Source organism: Sphingobacterium haloxyli, assembly GCF_002980525.1.
GTDB lineage: Bacteria > Bacteroidota > Bacteroidia > Sphingobacteriales > Sphingobacteriaceae > Sphingobacterium > Sphingobacterium haloxyli.
Genome location: NZ_PVBQ01000005.1, coordinates 221,319 through 238,111 on the forward strand (window position 1 = coordinate 221,319; position 16,793 = coordinate 238,111).

Genomic DNA, 16,793 nt, shown 5'->3' on the forward strand with positions numbered 1-16,793 from the left:
GGCTAATTAAACCTTCACTATTGCTATGCAGTCATAGTAATAAGATTGACGAAAGTTTTACTATTTAAAGACGAAGATCATGAGAAGCATAAAAACACCCACCTTACTGATTGCATTAATTGCATTTGCATTTAGTGTCTTCTCCCATAAACAAGTGTCTGCTCGACCTCACGGTTCAGTTTCATTTGATTTATTTTATAATGAATTATCTCCATATGGACATTGGGATCGCGATCCTGCCTATGGTGATATTTGGTTTCCAAGAGCAGAGGCTAATTTTCGTCCGTACGGTACAAACGGTTACTGGACGATGACCGAATATGGTAACACTTGGGTATCCAACTACGACTGGGGATGGGCTCCATTCCATTATGGCCGTTGGGTTCATACCAACTATCGCGGTTGGGGCTGGATCCCGGGTTATGAGTGGGGACCTGCTTGGGTAGACTGGCGAAGCGGCGGGGGTTACTATGGCTGGGCTCCTATGGCTCCCTCTGTGGGCGTTACCGTTTCTGTTGGTTTACCGATCAATTTATGGGTGTTTCTTCCCACAAGACGTATTTACGACAGGCATATACATCGTCACTGGGCTTATGGACGTCGTAACATTTACAACCGCACAACGATTATCAACAACACCTATATCGTGAACAATAACCGCTATTATGGCGGTCCAGCACGTCGTGATATTGAACGTCATATCGGTCGTCGCGTAGCTGTTCGAAACGTACGCACAACAGACCGCCCGGGTCGCGCAAGGGTAGATAATCGTTCGGTATCCATTTACCGTCCGGATAGAGCTGCCAACACGCGTAGTAACCGGAATACGGTGCGTGCAACGGGATCAAATCGTAACACCCGTGCAACGCAATCGAACAGCGGCAGGCAGGAACGTTATATCGGTAACAACCCGAATCGCAATAATAGCAATCAACGTGTAACGCGCGACAATGCCACTTCCGGACGTACGCAAGGTCGCAACGTGGGCCGTACGCCGAATGGGAACAGCCGCGAAGGTACGACAACACAGCGCCGCGCACGTTCGAATGAGCAACGGTCAAGTGTTAACCGCAGTTCAACACAACGGAATCAAAACGTGACACAACAACGTAGTCCGAGGTCAAGCAATACACGTGCTACACAACAGCGTAACGAGGTAAACCGTCCGACGGCAACGCAGTCGAAGCGAAATACCAGCCGAAACAATGTAGAGCGCCGCGCTGCACCTAATCGGAACCAGCAGGGACGCACAGCACCTAAGCAACAGCAGCGCCAACAACGCAGCTCTTCTACCGGCAGTGTGTATCAGGCAAGCCAACGCAACAGTTCACCGGCGCAGGTGAACCGTTCACGCAGCAGCTCTTCGAATAGGTCTAGCGTACAACGCAGCAGTTCATCTTCGCGAGGGTCAGCGACGTCGAGCAACAGAAGCAGCAACAACAACCGCTCTTCATCCGGCCGCGGAAGCAGATAAAAGTTTTCTATTTTATATTGATGCGATAGCCTCCTATTTTGCCAATGCAGATGGGAGGCTTGTTTGTTACCGTGACACCGAGAGATATCATCCGGTGAAACAAGTTACAATCAACAAAGATAATTTTTGGGAATATCTGTAATTCCTTACCTTCACAGTAATTTTATATAAAGGCTTTTACATGGCAACACTCACTTCCATCCTCGATAACGACTTCTACAAGTTCACGATGCAATTTGCCGCAAGTAAATTGTTTCCAAAAGCGCAGGCTAGATACCAGTTTATCAACCGGGGTCAGCACAGCTTTCCTGCGGGTTTTGATAAGCTGCTAAAAGAAGCTATAGGCGAGATGGCTCAGTTAAAGCTGACGAAGACGGAAAAAGAGTTTTTACGTACTAAATGCCCTTACATCGAACCGACCTATCTTGATTTTCTGGAAGGCTATCGTTACGATCCCGACGAGGTCCGCATTACACAAACAGGTGGTGAGATATCGGTCACGATAGCTGGTTATTGGTACCGTACCATTCTATGGGAGGTACCGATTATGTCGTTAATCTGCGAACTGTACTACGAGGTGGGCGGTGCGCCGCGCATTCCTAACGAGGAAGTCTGTCAGGTGGTAAAAGACAAAATGGCGAAGTACGATAAACTAAACGTTACTATCGCTGACTTTGGTACACGGCGTCGTCATTCATATGAAGTACATGACCTAGTCATCCGCACGCTTAAAAACCATCCATCCAAAACCTTTATTGGTACATCCAATGTACACTTCGCCATGAAGTATGAGACAACACCTATTGGAACCCATGCCCATGAGTGGTTTATGTTCCATGCAGCTAAATACGGGTACAAGATGGCAAATCTACTCGGACTGGAGCATTGGTCGGATGTCTATCGGGGTGACTTAGGTATCGCCCTTTCGGACACCTATACCACGGAAATCTTTTTCAAGCAATTCGATAAAAAATTATCCAAACTGTTTGATGGTGTGCGGCACGACAGCGGTGATCCTATTACCTTTGCCGAAATGACCATCGAACATTACAAAAAGCAGGGGATAGATCCGGAGTCGAAGACGATCATTTTCTCCGACGGACTGGATTACAACAAAGTCGAAAATATCGTCGGTTTTTGCGAGGGGAAAATCGGGCACTCCTTCGGAATAGGGACCGATTTCACCAACGATGTTGGATTATCTCGCATGAACATCGTACTAAAGATGGTGGAGGCAAAACCCGAAGACGGTGACTGGACAGCTGTCATCAAGCTATCCGATGAACCCGGCAAACACACCGGAAACCCTAATGAGATAGCAATTGCCAAACAAATATTGAAAATAGAAGATTGATGGAGCGCGACGTATATGGAGAAGCCTTGTATGATTTTCACATGCTCGGCGACTTAAAGAATCCTTTATTGCTGCATAGCAGCTATGGCGATATAGAAGAAATGCCCATTGAAGTTTTTTTTCGGGACGAGACCGATTTTCCCGAACTGGAACATATTGCTCTTGCGCTGTGTGATGGCCACGTATTGGATGTCGGAGCAGGCGTCGGTAGCCACGCATTGTACCTACAAGATAAAGGCTTTAAAGTGGATGCGCTGGAAATATCGGAAGCCGCCTGCGGCATCATGATGGAGCGTGGGACACAGCACATCATCCGAAATGACTTCTTTGAGTTGAAGGAGGGGAATTACGACACGCTTCTTTTCTTGATGAACGGAGTTGGACTTGCGGGTACGATCGCGGGTCTACGGGAACTACTCCGTCATAGCAAAAAACTGCTCTCGGAAAAAGGACAATTGCTCTTTGACTCGTCGGACATCTCCTATCTGTACGAGGAATACCGCATCCTCAAACCGGAGCATTACTTTGGTGAAATTCGTTTCCAATACGAGTACAAGGGAAATTTTGGAAAGCCTTTTCAATGGCTATACATCGACCAGGAAGAGTTGATTAAAATTGCACACGAAGAAGGCTGGGTGGTGCAAATTCTTTTTGAGGATGATAATGATCAATATCTCGTGCGGATGGAACCAAGAAAAGAATAACTTTATAACAAATTAATTCCTGCTATTTATGCTAAACAGAAATTGTAAGGTAATCAAACGGATTTGATACGCTTTCATCCGAATGAGGTCCGAACGAGGTCCGTATGAAGTCCCTATTAAATCCTTGTTATTAGAAAATTTTTAGTTAAGTGACACATAACAAATGCCCCATAAAGCTGCTAACTTTACGGGGCATTATATAATAAAAGCCCGTTATTGTTAAAATCAATCAATCCACTCAAAGCCGGTGTAAGGAACCAAAACAGCCGGGATGCGTATACCTCTTTCAGTCTGGTTATTTTCCAGAATAGACGCCACAATTCTGGGTAGCGCCAATGCCGAACCATTTAACGTGTGCGCTAACTGCATTTTGCCACTTTCATTTTTAAAACGAACTTTCAGACGATTGGCTTGATATGTTTCAAAATTGGATACGGATGAGACTTCCAACCAACGTTGCTGGGCAGCACTAAACACCTCCATATCATAAGTGAGCGCGGATGTGAAACTCATATCCCCCCCACACAAGCGCAATACGCGATACGGCAATTCTAATTGCTTCAACAACCCTTGGATATATTGGCTCATCTCTTCTATTACCGCATAAGATTTATCGGGATGTACTAGCTGTACCGTTTCTACTTTATCGAATTGGTGTAACCTATTCAAACCGCGCACATGTGCACCATACGAACCCGCTTCACGTCGAAAGCACGGGGTATAAGCGCAATGTTTGATCGGAAACTGCCCTTCTTTTACAATGGTGTCTCGGTACAAGTTAGTCACCGGCACCTCGGCTGTCGGGATCAGATAAAAATCATCATCGCCAACATGGTACATCTGTCCCTCTTTATCCGGTAGTTGTCCAGTCGCAAACGCAGAAGCTTCGTTCACCAATATCGGAACCTGCACTTCGTTGTAACCGGCTTCAACAGCTTGGTCTAAAAAGAAATTAATTAACGCCCTTTGTAACCTGGCACCTTTTCCTTTGTAAACCGGGAATCCCGCTCCTGTCACTTTCACGCCTAATTCCAAATCGACGATGTCATATTTGCTCAGCAGTTCCCAGTGTGATAGCGCGCCCTCTGCTAATGTAGGTACAACGCCATGCTCCAAAACCACCTCATTGTCGTCAGCCGAGACACCCGTTGGCACCGATCCATGTGGTAAATTTGGTATTTGCACGATCTTGTCCTGCAATGTCTGTTCAATTTCCGCCAGTTTTTCTGTTAAGTCCTTTACTTGTTCTTTATATCCGGACGATTTTGACTTCACCGCTTCGGCTTCTTCTTTCTTGCCTTGGCGCATCAAGTCTCCAATCTGCTTAGCAGCAGCGTTGGCTTCTGCAGCAATAGCGTCCGACTCGTTTTGAATTTTACGACGCGATTCGTCCAGCGCGATCACCTCATCAACCAATTCCACCTCTTTAAAATTCTTTACCGCTAATCGTTCGATTACTGCATCCCTGTTTTCACGGATATAATTTAACTGTAACATAAATGAATAAATAATTAGAAGCACAAAGATAAGAAGTGTAATCGAAATACACGATATCAATCAATATTACAAAGAAAATCAAGATTTAACATCAATTTTTTATTATTATATTTCTATTATTGAAAATATTATATAATTTAGAGCCAATAACAATCATATTAACAATTATTTGATATACGCGTTATTATTAGTTCATACAACAACATTACGTTTGTAGTGTAATTTAAAATATAATATAAGATGTTAAAAGATTTAGATTTTTTCGAACAAGACATCTACCCAGACCTACAGGAGTTTGCGTATGATGGCGATGACTTCACAGACTTTGAAGACTAATCCCCCTCACCCCGAGGGGGATATTTTTTTTATCACTTATAACTCATAACTAATTCTTATTTTTGGTCATGCTATATCTAGTACCTACGCCTATTGGTAATCTGGAAGATATGACCTTTCGGGCTATACGTATTTTGAAAGAGGTTGATTTAATATTGGCTGAGGACACCCGTACAAGCGCTCCCCTACTCAAACATTTTGGCATTGAGAAGAAGGTATTTGCACATCATCAACATAACGAACATAAGGCTGTTGCCGAGATTATCCGATTTTTGAAAGAAGGACAACATGTAGCATTGATTTCTGATGCCGGAACACCCGCCATCTCGGACCCCGGCTTTCTATTGGTAAGAGAAGCGATCAAGGAGGGCTTGGAGGTGCAATGCCTACCAGGTGCTACGGCTTTTGTGCCCGCATTGGTCAACTCCGGGTTACCCAACGACAGATTCTGTTTTGAGGGATTCCTCCCTGTTAAAAAGGGACGTCAAACACGTTTAAAACAACTCGCAGAGGAGAAGCGGACTATGATTTTTTATGAGTCTCCTCATCGCATCCTCAAAACCATTGCAGAGTTTGCTGTATATTTTGGAGAAGAGAGAGAAGCTTCTATATCACGAGAACTCAGTAAGTTGTATGAGGAAACAGTTAGAGGTACGTTGGCAACGCTAAAATTACATTTTGAACAGCACCCTATTAAAGGAGAATTCGTATTTTGTGTAGCAGGAAGTGAGCTTTAAAAATATAAACATGAGTGTAGATAAATTTATTCAGGATGGACAGGACGCCAAAGTGGTAGAAAGAATCCATGGTAAGATACTCGATATGCTAACCGCGGGGGAGTTTATACAATATATCTCGCTGCAAAAGAAACCTGCGGTAACACTATTGCCGGACAGCATTGCCATCAGCAATAAGCGTATTTTCCTCTGCGAATTTACCAAACTGGGATTGGCAACGAATTTCGAAATTTTTTCTTGGGGTGATATCAAGGATATTGCTTTCAAAGAGGAAATTTTCGGGTCGAAAGTGACGGTAATACCCTTTACCGGTGAGAACCTGACTGTTGATTATATTCCAAAGGTGCAAGCCCGGAAATTGTATCAACTCATCAAAACAGCATTGGAGAATCCGATCGACAAAACGAACGAAGGACCTGCTCCTGCTGTGCAAGTACAAAAACCCGATGCGCATTTCGTCATACCGACGCAACCTGAGGTCGACCGACCCGCTACACCACCTGTTGCGGAAAAGCACACGGAGAAAGAAATAGCACAACAGGACAAGTCTGTTGTAGGAGACGATGAGCTGACGCAAAAGCTAAAAAAGCTCAAAACCTTATATGACCGACAGTTGATCACACAATCCGAATACGAGAATAAAAAACTAGAACTCTTATCACAACTCTAATTCGTGAAAAAAAATTACCTTTTAGCACTTTTAAGCGCAGTTATCTTATGGTTGGCTTGGCCACCGATCCCCTATAGCAGCCCCTTGTTATTTGTTGGTTTCGTACCATTGCTCATCGCTATTGAAAAGGTCATTAGAGGGAATTTCACCTACAAAGGCAAAAAGATTTTCTGGCTGAGCTTCTTAACAGGCTTCGTGTGGAACACTGCCTCTATTTATTGGGTATACAATGCGATGAATGCCTATTTACCATCTTATGTATCGATCCTCATCTCCCTTATACCTTTTGGACTTGCTCCGCTACTGATGGCTCTGGTTTTCCGGTTTTACTATCAATTGCGTAAAAAAACCGCTATAGGTTACAGTTTTATTGGGTTAGTCTCTTTTTGGTTGGGATACGAGTTTCTACACCAATGGTGGGACCTAGCATTTCCCTGGATGACATTGGGAAATGGCTTTGCGAACTTCCACCAGCTGATCCAGTGGTATAGCTTTACAGGTGTTTTTGGTGGTACCGTATGGATTTGGGCGGTCAATTTATTGGTGTTTGTTTTGGTTTGGCAGAAACTCGCCAAGATCGAAGTCTATAATCCCAAAAGGCTTTCTATGGCTATTGCGGCCACTTTAATCGTACCCCTAACGGTCTCTGTTGTACAGTATCAGGCTTACACTGAGCACGTCAACCCATCGGAGGTTGTCGTGGTTCAACCGAATATCGACCCTTATGGAAAATTTGGGCCAATTCCGCCCTCAGCGCAGCTATCCACGTTACTGGAGTTATCGGAGCGTGTAGCCAAACCGAATACCGAGTTTTTCTTATGGCCGGAAACCGCACTTTCTTCCGAACGGGGAGGCATTGATGAAGAGCAGTTCAGAGCATATCCGGCGTACGAACGGGTTGTCAGTTTCCTTGATAAATACAAAAATGGTAACGTACTATCGGGTATAGAAAGTTACCGAATTTATAATCACGCAAAGACCGCTACCGCTAGAGATTTTGGAAACGGGGTTTTCCTCGACCCTTTTAATGCTGCCGTTTTGATAGATCAATCAAGTAAACTTCAATTTTATCATAAATCGAAGCTAGTCCCGGGTGTAGAACAGCTTCCTTTTGGCGAAACACTAAGTTTTATGAAGCCTCTTTTTGCGCATTTTGGTGGTTCCACTGGAGGTTATGGTAGTCAAAAAGAGCCATCGGTGTTCTACTCCCAAAGCGGTATTGGAGCTGCGCCGGTTATCTGCTATGAATCCATTTGGGGCGATTATGTAGCCGACTATATTCGGAAAGGCGCACAGTTTATAGCCATTGTAACGAACGATGGTTGGTGGGGCAATACGTCCGGAAAAGACCAGCATCTGCTTTATGCGAAACTACGAGCAATAGAAAACCGGCGTTGGGTAGCCCGTTCCGCGAACACGGGAATTTCCGGTTTCATTAACCAGCGCGGAGATATCGTTCAAAAAACAAGCTGGTGGACACCAGACGCCTTAACACAAGAAATCAACCTGAACGAGGAGTTGACTTTTTACACCAAAAATGGTGATTTGGTGCTGTATTTGGCATTAGTCGGCAGCTTGCTTAGCGTATTTATGCTTTTTAGAAACCGAAAAATGAAAATATAATACAGTTGCACTGTCCCTCCTTAACATCAAAGGTCGCATCCGAATGTTTTACAGCTGTACAAATTCATCCTTAGCACTACCCCAAATGTAAAACATTCGAAGCGACGATTTTTTGCTTACTTTTTTCTAAAAAAAGTACACATAATACGTATTTTTGCCCCATGCAAGTATATTTCGATAATGCCGCTACTACGCCACTAGATCCGGAGGTGATAAAAGTCATGACGGAAACCATGCAGGATCATTATGGCAACCCTTCTTCTATCCATGCACACGGTCGGCAGGCAAGAACCATCGTGGAAAAGGCAAGGAAAACGATAGCGAGTCTATTAAAGGCGTCACCGTCCGAAATATTCTTTACGTCCGGAGGTACCGAAGCAGATAATATGGCTATCGTAAGATCAATCATTGACATGGGGATTACGCGCGCAATTACTTCACCTTTGGAACATCACGCGGTATTGCATACACTGGAAGATTTGGCGCAACGCGGCGTTATACAATTGGATTTTGTACGAATAGACGAGCGAGGACATGTGGATCTGGCTCACTTGCGGGACTTGTTATCACAGCACCCGCGAACCTTTGTATCCTTGATGCACGCCAATAATGAAATCGGCACGTTAACAGACATCCGGACGGTTTCCGAAATATGCCAGGAGTTTAATGCGATCTTTCATTCGGATACTGTACAGACCATGGGCCACTACGAGCACGACCTTTCTACTTTACATATCGATTTCCTTACAGGCGCCGCACATAAATTCCACGGTCCAAAAGGAGTTGGTTTTATATACATTAACGGAAAAAACAAAATTCGCCCGCTCATTTATGGCGGAGCCCAAGAGCGTAATATGCGTGGTGGGACAGAGAATGTCTACGGCATCGTCGGGTTGGCTAAGGCACTGGAAATGTGCTACCAAGACATGGAAACCCACCGGGCTTATATCCAAGACCTGAAAGATTATATGTGTACGGAGCTGCGAAAGAATATCCCCCAGATTACCTTCAATGGTGATATAACGAGCGCGGGTTCGCTTTACACCGTCTTAAATGTGTCACTTCCTTGTGCGGAAATTGCGGATATGTTGCTATTTAGTCTTGACATTGCGGGCATCTCTGCCTCAGGAGGAAGTGCATGCAGCTCCGGTTCCCAAATCGGCAGCCACGTGCTCCAAGCTTTAGGGGGCGATCCAGACAAACCATCTGTACGATTTTCATTCTGCAAATACAATACAAAAGAGGAGGTTGATTTTGTGGTTAAAAAATTAACAGAGATTTGCGAAGCGCGCGGGTAAAAAGAAAGAGGTCAATTAACAAAACGGAGTATATAACGCTCCGCTAATTCTCCCCTGATTTCTTTTCCGGACAAATCTAGTTGCCGTAGCTGATCGGCCTCCACTTTATATTTGTAGTCCAATCCCTCTAAATCAAGTTCGCCGTCCCTCAACTCCCAGGTACCGGTTTTTGAAAAGGGCTCAGCACTTTTTCCCACGTATATATACTTTAGGGTATAGGCTTTATCGTTTGCCAATGTCAAAGATGTCATAATCGCATCACAATCTGTGCAGGGGAGATTACCCTGATAAGTTCCTACTAGTCTGCCCTCGGTTAGCTTACCAAACTTATTGTTTTCTATACTAGCATTCGTTCGGCTATTCACACAACCGGTTATAAAAAAAAGCCCCAGCAACGAAAAGAGTCCATATATATATATACAATAGCGCATGACATCTGATTTGCTAAAGGACTGCAAAAAAGATACCACAAAACGCCTCTGCCGTCTTATTTAACGTTTTAGTCGTCCCAGTCCTCGTCCGCTATCCCCATGGCCAGATTATAAGCCGCTAAAAGTTCATTGTAAGCGTGACGGTTCCGTAGTCGTTGCGCTACTTCCATCCCCAGATTATAGGTCTCCAAAGCTTCCTCTTTCCTCCCCTGCTCTTCTAGGAACTTTGCAAAATGATAATATGTCCCAACGTAGTCTGGATGGTTCGCCCGCAGGTCTTGGAAGCCGGCGAGTGTGTTTTCATTATCGCCCAATTTTTTATACTCCATGGTTATGGCGTATTTTAGGAAGGGGTCGTTAGGGCTATCTTTTAAAAACTCTTGTAATTCTTCTAGTCTGTTGCGCATGATAAAAACAAACCTAAATAAATTCTATTTTATATGCAATATAATTGCGTGAGCATATGAAATGAATTATTCATGCTCGTATGCTTTCAAAGGAATTCATGAGCACTACGTGGTTTATTTCGCTCTCCTCTGCCATTGAAAAATAATTTTATAGAGGAAAAGTAGGAATAGTTATACAAAACAAAATACTATGCTAGCATACAAAAATGACAATTTACTGACGGCTAATACGAATTCACATCTTGTTTTTGGTTATTGAAATTGATAGGTTTGTGTTAAGGCTAAAAAAGATACTCCAATGAAGATACTTGTATGTATAAGCAATGTGCCGGATACAACATCCAAAATCACATTTACGGATAATAATACGGCATTCAATACCACTGGAATTCAATACATTATTAATCCTTATGATGAGATTGCTTTGGCTAGAGCTGTGGAGCTTGCCGGCAATGGACAGGGTGCTATAACGGTTATCCATGTTGGAGAAGCCGCAGCTGACCCTACCATCAGAAAAGCATTGGCAATCGGTGCAGATGCTGCTGTGCGCGTAGATGCGCATCCGCGTGATGCTTGGTTTGTCGCGAATCAAATCGCTTCTTATGCAAAAACGCAAGACTTTGATCTTATCTTGACAGGCCGCGAGTCTATCGATTTTAATGGCAGCCTCGTGCAGGGATACATAGCCGAGTTGTTGAATATTCCCTCCATATCGATTGCTAAAAAGTTGGGTATCGATGGCAAAAGCGCCACAGTGGAACGTGAAATAGAGGGAGGTAAGGAAGTAAACCAAGTCCCGTTACCTGCCGTGGTTGGGACAGCGGAAGGGGTTGCTGAACCTAAGATCCCGAATATGCGCGGGATTATGGGGGCAAGGTCAAAACCGCTTGAAATTATAGCGGCCGTTGATGTACCTGTGCTATCTCAAATAACCCACTACGACACGCCTCCTCCTCGGGGTAACGTCAAACTTGTTGACAAGGACGACATCGCGCAGCTGGTTGAGTTGTTGCACAGCGAGGCAAAAGTTATATAAACCTTCATTAAAGCGCTTATTATGGCAATCTTAGTATATATCGAAAACACAGCGGGAGCATTTAAAAAGTCTGGATACGAGGCGGTTTCCTATGCAAAAGCTATCGGAGACTTGACCGGTCAGCCTGTACACGCCCTTAGCATCGGAAAGGTCGATGCCGCGTCCTTACAACATATCGGCCGCTATGGAGTAAGCAAAGTGCTAGAGGTGAATACCGAACAGCTCCATCAATTCGTCAATCAAGCGTATGCCGCTGTTATCGCAGAGGTAGCAAAAAAAATACAGGCAACAACCATCGTGCTGTCTAATTCCTTCAGTGGGAAAGGACTAGCTCCGCGCGTTGCAGCTAAATTAAACGCTGCACTTGCTGACGGCGCTGTTACACTTCCCACGATCGAAGGTGATATTTGGGAGATTAAAAAGTCTGCATTCTCGGGTAAAGCTATTGCAACACAGGAGCTCACGGCTCCCGTCAAAGTAATCGCTTTGACGCCAAACGCCATGGAGGCCGTGGAATCACCGACAACCGTCGAAATCGAACTATTCCAACCATCGGTTTCAGCGAGCGATTTATCTACGGTAATCAACGATATTGTGCAAGCCACGGACAAAATACCGTTGCCTGAAGCGAATATCGTCGTATCTGCAGGCCGGGGTTTAAAGGGTCCTGAAAACTGGAGAATGATTGAGGAATTGGCCGACGTGTTGGGTGCAGCTACAGCCTGTTCTAAGCCGGTATCCGACGCGGGCTGGCGCCCACATGAGGAACATGTGGGACAGACAGGGTTGGCCGTAAGTCCAAATTTATATATTGCTATTGGTATCTCCGGGGCGATCCAGCACCTTGCTGGTGTAAGTTCATCTAAAACTATCGTTGTGATTAACAATGACCCCGAAGCACCTTTCTTTAAAGTCGCCGATTACGGCATCGTGGGGGATGCATTTGATATCGTCCCTAAACTCATCGATGCCTTCAAAGCATATAAGAATCACTAAACAAACAATTGAAACAAAGTGAAATGGTCGGGTTGTAAGGGATTACACCCGATCATTTTTTTTAAGGTTTTTATTTTGTCTCGAATATTTACATATTTGTATATAGTTTAGGCATTAAGAATGAAGAAAATCAAATTAGATATCGTGGGGTTGTCGTACAGTCAAACGCAATCTGGTGCTTACGCACTGGTTCTAGGGGAGATGGGGGGTAATCGACGGTTGCCTATTATCATTGGGGGGTTCGAAGCGCAAGCAATCGCCGTAGAAATCGAAAAAATGCAACCGAGCCGCCCCTTGACGCATGATCTCTTCAAAACTTTTGCTGACAATTTTCAAATCAATATCCAAGAAGTCCTGATATACAACTTGGTAGATGGCATTTTCTTCGCAAAGCTGGTCTGCTCTAACGGGGATAAAACTTTCGATATCGACTCTCGGACTTCCGATGCGGTCGCGTTAGCGGTACGTTTTGGTGCACCCATATATGTGTACGATTTTATTATGGATGCTGCAGGTATTGTTATTGAAAGCAACGACTTCGCTTTTTTAGAGAACCTGGAGGGGCTTCACAAAGAAAACACGATGACGAGTGCAGCATCGACCGAAAAAGAAAATGCGCCAACGTCGCCCTATCGTACTATGAGTAACGAACAGCTTGAGATGAATCTTAAGAAAGCAATCGAAGCAGAACAATATGAGACGGCGGCAAAAATACGAGACGAAATCGACAGACGAAAAAACGGGTAATTTAATCACGTAACTATCTAACGACATAAACGTTTTTATGCCTATTAAATTTCGGTTGACCATTGTAAGCTTCTTCCAATTTTTTGTATGGGGAGCTTGGTTAATTACCATCGCCAATTATTGGTTTGGCACCAAGCAATGGGATGGCACCCAGTTCGGCGCCATTTTCTCAACGATGGGTATCGCATCCATCTTTATGCCTACCCTGATGGGCATCTTGGCCGACCGGTGGATAAACGCGGAGAAACTATACAGCTTGCTACATGTGCTGTACGCAATGACACTCTTTTATCTTCCACAGGTCGATAATCCGCAGACATTTTTTTATGTTATGCTATTGGCCATGTGTTTCTATATGCCCACACTCGCACTATCCAATTCCATTTCTTATACGACACTTGTGGCAAGCGGATATGACGTGGTCAAGGTTTTCCCACCTATACGTGTGTGGGGAACGATAGGTTTTATAGCCGCGATGTGGGTCGTGAATTTAACGGGTAATAAGGCGACAGCTTATCAGTTTTACATCGCGGGGATCGCTGCTATGGGATTAGGCCTCTACGCTTTGACGCTGCCTAAATGTCCTCCTAAAAACCGTCAATCCCGAGAGAAGCAGTCCTGGACGGAAATAATCGGGCTGGATTCATTTAAACTGTTTGCAGATTACAAGATGGCTGTTTTTTTCATCTTCTGTATGTTTTTGGGAGGTGCTCTACAACTGACGAATGCTTATGGTGATGTATTTTTGGATGAATTCAAGTTTTTCCCAAAATACGCCGACTCTTTCGCTATCAAGTATTCTACGCTCATTATGTCCATTTCACAAATTTCGGAAACGCTCTTCATCCTAGCTATTCCATTTTTCTTGAAACGATTTGGCATCAAAACGGTGATGCTCATCGCCATGTGGGCGTGGGTAGCTCGATTTGGATTGTTTGCATTCGGCGACCCCCACGCGGGCTTATGGATGATCATCCTCTCTTGCATTGTTTATGGAATGGCATTTGATTTTTTCAATATATCGGGATCCTTATTTGTTGAAAAGTCTACAACCGCGCATATCCGTAGCGCTGCTCAAGGTCTATTTATGATGATGACCAATGGTTTCGGAGCGATATTGGGCAGCTTAATCTCTGGGTGGATGATAGACCAATACTTTACCCTACAGTTTTCATCACTGGAAACATTGGCCACCTACCTCCAAACAGAAACTTCCAATAGCACCTTGCTCGGATTTATATCGTCACGCGGAATATCAATACTACCTAATGGCCTACTAAGTGAAAATGTATTGCTGAAAGATTGGCGTCATATATGGCTAGCTTTTGCCGGCTATACATTGATAGTCGCTATTTTGTTTAACTTTTTATTCAAGCACAGACACGACCGTTCAACTGGCTGATTTTCGCGCTTTTTTCTGTACATTTGTCCGCTGAATATGAACAACGTAGACATTCTCGATATGACTTCAAAACAAACCGGCGCGCTATATGATTGGACATTAAACCTCATCGAGCAAACCGGATTATCTGATCGGTTGGCACATGTCGTCACTTCCGCCGGTCTGCTTATTGTCGCTTTTCTGATACTCTATATCTTAGATATGATCATTAGCGCTGTTTTTAATTCTATCCTCACCAAGATTATCACAAATACCAAAACAAAATGGGACGACCTTCTAATTCGGAACAAATCACTTAATCATCTCAGCCACTTTATTCTGATCGTTGTCGCCCAACAGATGATTCCTTTTATTTTTATAGGGTTTCCCGATTTCACGGCCGGTCTTAACAAGTTTTTAAGTATCCTAGTCATACTTTCTTTCTACATGCTCATCAATAGCCTGCTAAAAACTGGACGAGATATCCTGCGTTTGTCGAAGGCATTTGTGGATAAACCGTTGGACAGTTACTTACAGGTAACGCAGATATTTTTCATTTTTGTTATCGGCACGCTGATATTTTCTATTCTGACCGGCAATTCACCGTGGCAGTTTCTCGTTTCGCTCGGGGCGGCGTCCGCAATTTTGATGTTGGTGTTTAAGGACACCATTCTCGGTTTTGTAGCCAGTATACAGGTATCGGCGAATGATTCGGTACGCGTGGGGGATTGGATTGAAATGCCTAAATACGGAGTAGATGGTGATGTATTGGAAATTAACCTGAACAAGGTCAAGGTACAGAATTTTGACAAGACAATCGTTTCGGTGCCCACCTATACACTGCTCAGCGACGCCTTCAAAAATTACCGTGGCATGCAGGATTCCGGCGGTAGAAGAATTAAGCGCGCTATAAACATCAAGATTTCCTCCATTCGCTACCTTACAGATGATGAAATTGCAGTATTAAAAAAGATCCAACTGCTAGCCCCGTATATTGCAACGCGGGAAGAGGAAATCCAGGCTTATAATCAACACACTGCCGCGGATGATTCGATGCTGGTAAATGGTAGGCGAATGACTAACGTAGGACTATTTAGAGCCTATATTGGGGCCTATGCGAGACATAATCCCGATATTCATAAGGGGCTGACGTTCATGGTACGTCAGTTGGCACCAAACGAACACGGTTTGCCGCTCGAACTATATATGTTTACGAATGGTACCGAATGGGCATTCTTCGAAAATACGATGTCCGATTTATTTGACCACTTGTTCGCCGCTATAAAATATTTTCACCTGGAGGTATTCGAGCTTCCGGCGGCTGACGATTTACGCCATCTTCTTTCAGAGAAGAATTCGGTAGTTGATAGACAGAAAAATAGCTAATAAGTAAAGAAGTAGCAGGATACCTAAAACAAAAGGTTGTCCTATGGGGGACAACCTCTTTGCTTTTGGCATATTTCACAACAAGCCTTAACATAAACACTAACTAACCATTAATTAAACATTAATGACGAACAAAAATTACTCACCACAAAGGTCTGATATTCATGTGAAGTAATGATTAGCATTATGTTAAAAGAGATATTATATTTTATCGTGCGTTCGCGATATTTATCCGCTCCAAAACTGTCTCTATTGTCGTTTTAGCGGCATCCATCATTTTCTGATTTCCCGGATAATCCGCGTCCATTGTAACTGTTTTTCCTTTTTCCTTGTATTTAAACTCAAGGATGTAACGCGGCACAACACGCCCTGTAATGGAATCTGTTCTTGGTGTTGTCATATCGTCTTCCACATTCCAAAATCCCATTTCCATCGCTTTTCGATGTAGAAAAAGTAGATCATCGCTCGACAGCTTCAATTTCTTTTTAACGATCTTATTTTCGCGATCAAGATATTGGTAATCTTGGGTCGCCGAATTATAGCTATTCAGCATCGAATCCCGCGAGCCATATTGGATAGCAACGTATTCAAAGTCTGAATACCGGAAAGGCGCATTCTTTATCATATTGGAATAATAATAGACACAATAGATAAAAAACGACCCGATGATACATAGTCCCAAAAAGATGGTCTTCGCTTTTTTACTCATGACAAAT

16 protein-coding genes are annotated in these 16,793 nt (G+C 43.8%); 12 read left to right on the forward strand and 4 right to left on the reverse strand.

Features of this window, described 5'->3' with window-relative positions:
• Positions 1-79: 79 nt before the first annotated feature.
• From C5745_RS08210 to C5745_RS08220, 3 genes are all read left to right on the forward strand, one after another.
• The gene (locus tag C5745_RS08210; protein WP_105716511.1) at positions 80-1,474 is read left to right on the forward strand and encodes a DUF6600 domain-containing protein; all 1,395 of its coding nucleotides are present in this window, start codon (positions 80-82) and stop codon (positions 1,472-1,474) included.
• A 181-nt stretch (positions 1,475-1,655) separates the two neighbouring features.
• Positions 1,656-2,828 (forward strand): nicotinate phosphoribosyltransferase, encoded by a 1,173-nt coding sequence (pncB, locus tag C5745_RS08215; protein ID WP_105716512.1) that lies wholly within the window; start codon positions 1,656-1,658, stop codon positions 2,826-2,828.
• The gene (locus C5745_RS08220) at positions 2,828-3,532 is read left to right on the forward strand and encodes a class I SAM-dependent methyltransferase (RefSeq protein WP_105716513.1); all 705 of its coding nucleotides are present in this window, start codon (positions 2,828-2,830) and stop codon (positions 3,530-3,532) included. Before pncB ends, C5745_RS08220 begins: the two co-directional genes overlap by 1 nt.
• A 225-nt stretch (positions 3,533-3,757) precedes the next feature.
• Here the strand turns inward: C5745_RS08220 and serS are convergent, their stop codons facing one another.
• Positions 3,758-5,029 carry a serine--tRNA ligase gene (serS, locus tag C5745_RS08225; protein WP_105716514.1) on the reverse strand — a complete coding sequence of 424 codons (1,272 nt, stop codon included), beginning with the start codon at positions 5,027-5,029 and terminating at the stop codon, positions 3,758-3,760.
• Between the two features lie 404 nt (positions 5,030-5,433).
• On the opposite strand from serS, the gene rsmI reads away from it, so the two are divergent.
• From rsmI to C5745_RS08245, 4 genes are all read left to right on the forward strand, one after another.
• Positions 5,434-6,102, forward strand: a complete 669-nt coding sequence (rsmI, locus tag C5745_RS08230) for a 16S rRNA (cytidine(1402)-2'-O)-methyltransferase (protein WP_105716515.1) — start codon at positions 5,434-5,436, stop codon at positions 6,100-6,102.
• Positions 6,103-6,112: 10 nt separating this feature from the next.
• Positions 6,113-6,772 (forward strand): PH domain-containing protein, encoded by a 660-nt coding sequence (locus C5745_RS08235; RefSeq protein WP_105716516.1) that lies wholly within the window; start codon positions 6,113-6,115, stop codon positions 6,770-6,772.
• Between the two features lie 3 nt (positions 6,773-6,775).
• On the forward strand, positions 6,776-8,395 hold the full coding sequence (gene lnt / locus C5745_RS08240; RefSeq protein WP_105716517.1) for an apolipoprotein N-acyltransferase: 1,620 nt from the start codon (positions 6,776-6,778) through the stop codon (positions 8,393-8,395).
• Between the two features lie 161 nt (positions 8,396-8,556).
• Positions 8,557-9,693 (forward strand): cysteine desulfurase family protein, encoded by a 1,137-nt coding sequence (locus C5745_RS08245; protein ID WP_105716518.1) that lies wholly within the window; start codon positions 8,557-8,559, stop codon positions 9,691-9,693.
• Positions 9,694-9,704: 11 nt separating this feature from the next.
• Here C5745_RS08245 and C5745_RS08250 read toward each other — a convergent pair whose 3' ends face one another.
• On the reverse strand, positions 9,705-10,058 hold the full coding sequence (locus C5745_RS08250; protein WP_165793051.1) for a copper resistance protein NlpE: 354 nt from the start codon (positions 10,056-10,058) through the stop codon (positions 9,705-9,707).
• 134 nt (positions 10,059-10,192) lie between these two features.
• Positions 10,193-10,531, reverse strand: a complete 339-nt coding sequence (locus C5745_RS08255) for a tetratricopeptide repeat protein (RefSeq protein ID WP_105716520.1) — start codon at positions 10,529-10,531, stop codon at positions 10,193-10,195.
• Positions 10,532-10,829: 298 nt separating this feature from the next.
• On the opposite strand from C5745_RS08255, the gene C5745_RS08260 reads away from it, so the two are divergent.
• The 5 genes from C5745_RS08260 to C5745_RS08280 all read left to right on the forward strand — a co-directional run bounded on the left by C5745_RS08260 (position 10,830) and on the right by C5745_RS08280 (position 16,077).
• A complete protein-coding gene (locus tag C5745_RS08260) occupies positions 10,830-11,567 on the forward strand; it encodes an electron transfer flavoprotein subunit beta/FixA family protein (RefSeq protein WP_105716521.1) in 738 nt (245 codons plus the stop codon).
• A 21-nt stretch (positions 11,568-11,588) separates the two neighbouring features.
• Positions 11,589-12,563, forward strand: a complete 975-nt coding sequence (locus tag C5745_RS08265) for an electron transfer flavoprotein subunit alpha/FixB family protein (protein ID WP_105716522.1) — start codon at positions 11,589-11,591, stop codon at positions 12,561-12,563.
• 120 nt (positions 12,564-12,683) lie between these two features.
• Positions 12,684-13,310 (forward strand): bifunctional nuclease family protein, encoded by a 627-nt coding sequence (locus C5745_RS08270; protein WP_105716523.1) that lies wholly within the window; start codon positions 12,684-12,686, stop codon positions 13,308-13,310.
• Between the two features lie 37 nt (positions 13,311-13,347).
• Entirely contained in the window at positions 13,348-14,712 is a 1,365-nt protein-coding gene (locus C5745_RS08275) for a nucleoside permease (RefSeq protein ID WP_105716524.1), read from the forward strand.
• A gap of 60 nt (positions 14,713-14,772) precedes the next feature.
• A complete protein-coding gene (locus C5745_RS08280) occupies positions 14,773-16,077 on the forward strand; it encodes a mechanosensitive ion channel family protein (protein ID WP_207795753.1) in 1,305 nt (434 codons plus the stop codon).
• 208 nt (positions 16,078-16,285) lie between these two features.
• Here C5745_RS08280 and C5745_RS08285 read toward each other — a convergent pair whose 3' ends face one another.
• Complete coding sequence (locus tag C5745_RS08285) at positions 16,286-16,786, reverse strand: hypothetical protein (protein WP_243403286.1); 501 nt, start codon at positions 16,784-16,786, stop codon at positions 16,286-16,288.
• Positions 16,787-16,793: the final 7 nt, after the last annotated feature.

Coding starts and splice junctions, on each gene's coding strand:
- C5745_RS08210 (WP_105716511.1), top strand. CDS start 80: ATGAGAAGCATAAAAACACCCACCTTACTGATTGCATTAATTGCATTT.
- pncB (WP_105716512.1), top strand. CDS start 1,656: ATGGCAACACTCACTTCCATCCTCGATAACGACTTCTACAAGTTCACG.
- C5745_RS08220 (WP_105716513.1), top strand. CDS start 2,828: ATGGAGCGCGACGTATATGGAGAAGCCTTGTATGATTTTCACATGCTC.
- serS (WP_105716514.1), bottom strand. CDS start 5,029: ATGTTACAGTTAAATTATATCCGTGAAAACAGGGATGCAGTAATCGAA.
- rsmI (WP_105716515.1), top strand. CDS start 5,434: ATGCTATATCTAGTACCTACGCCTATTGGTAATCTGGAAGATATGACC.
- C5745_RS08235 (WP_105716516.1), top strand. CDS start 6,113: ATGAGTGTAGATAAATTTATTCAGGATGGACAGGACGCCAAAGTGGTA.
- C5745_RS08245 (WP_105716518.1), top strand. CDS start 8,557: ATGCAAGTATATTTCGATAATGCCGCTACTACGCCACTAGATCCGGAG.
- C5745_RS08255 (WP_105716520.1), bottom strand. CDS start 10,531: ATGCGCAACAGACTAGAAGAATTACAAGAGTTTTTAAAAGATAGCCCT.
- C5745_RS08260 (WP_105716521.1), top strand. CDS start 10,830: ATGAAGATACTTGTATGTATAAGCAATGTGCCGGATACAACATCCAAA.
- C5745_RS08265 (WP_105716522.1), top strand. CDS start 11,589: ATGGCAATCTTAGTATATATCGAAAACACAGCGGGAGCATTTAAAAAG.
- C5745_RS08270 (WP_105716523.1), top strand. CDS start 12,684: ATGAAGAAAATCAAATTAGATATCGTGGGGTTGTCGTACAGTCAAACG.
- C5745_RS08275 (WP_105716524.1), top strand. CDS start 13,348: ATGCCTATTAAATTTCGGTTGACCATTGTAAGCTTCTTCCAATTTTTT.
- C5745_RS08280 (WP_207795753.1), top strand. CDS start 14,773: ATGACTTCAAAACAAACCGGCGCGCTATATGATTGGACATTAAACCTC.
- C5745_RS08285 (WP_243403286.1), bottom strand. CDS start 16,786: ATGAGTAAAAAAGCGAAGACCATCTTTTTGGGACTATGTATCATCGGG.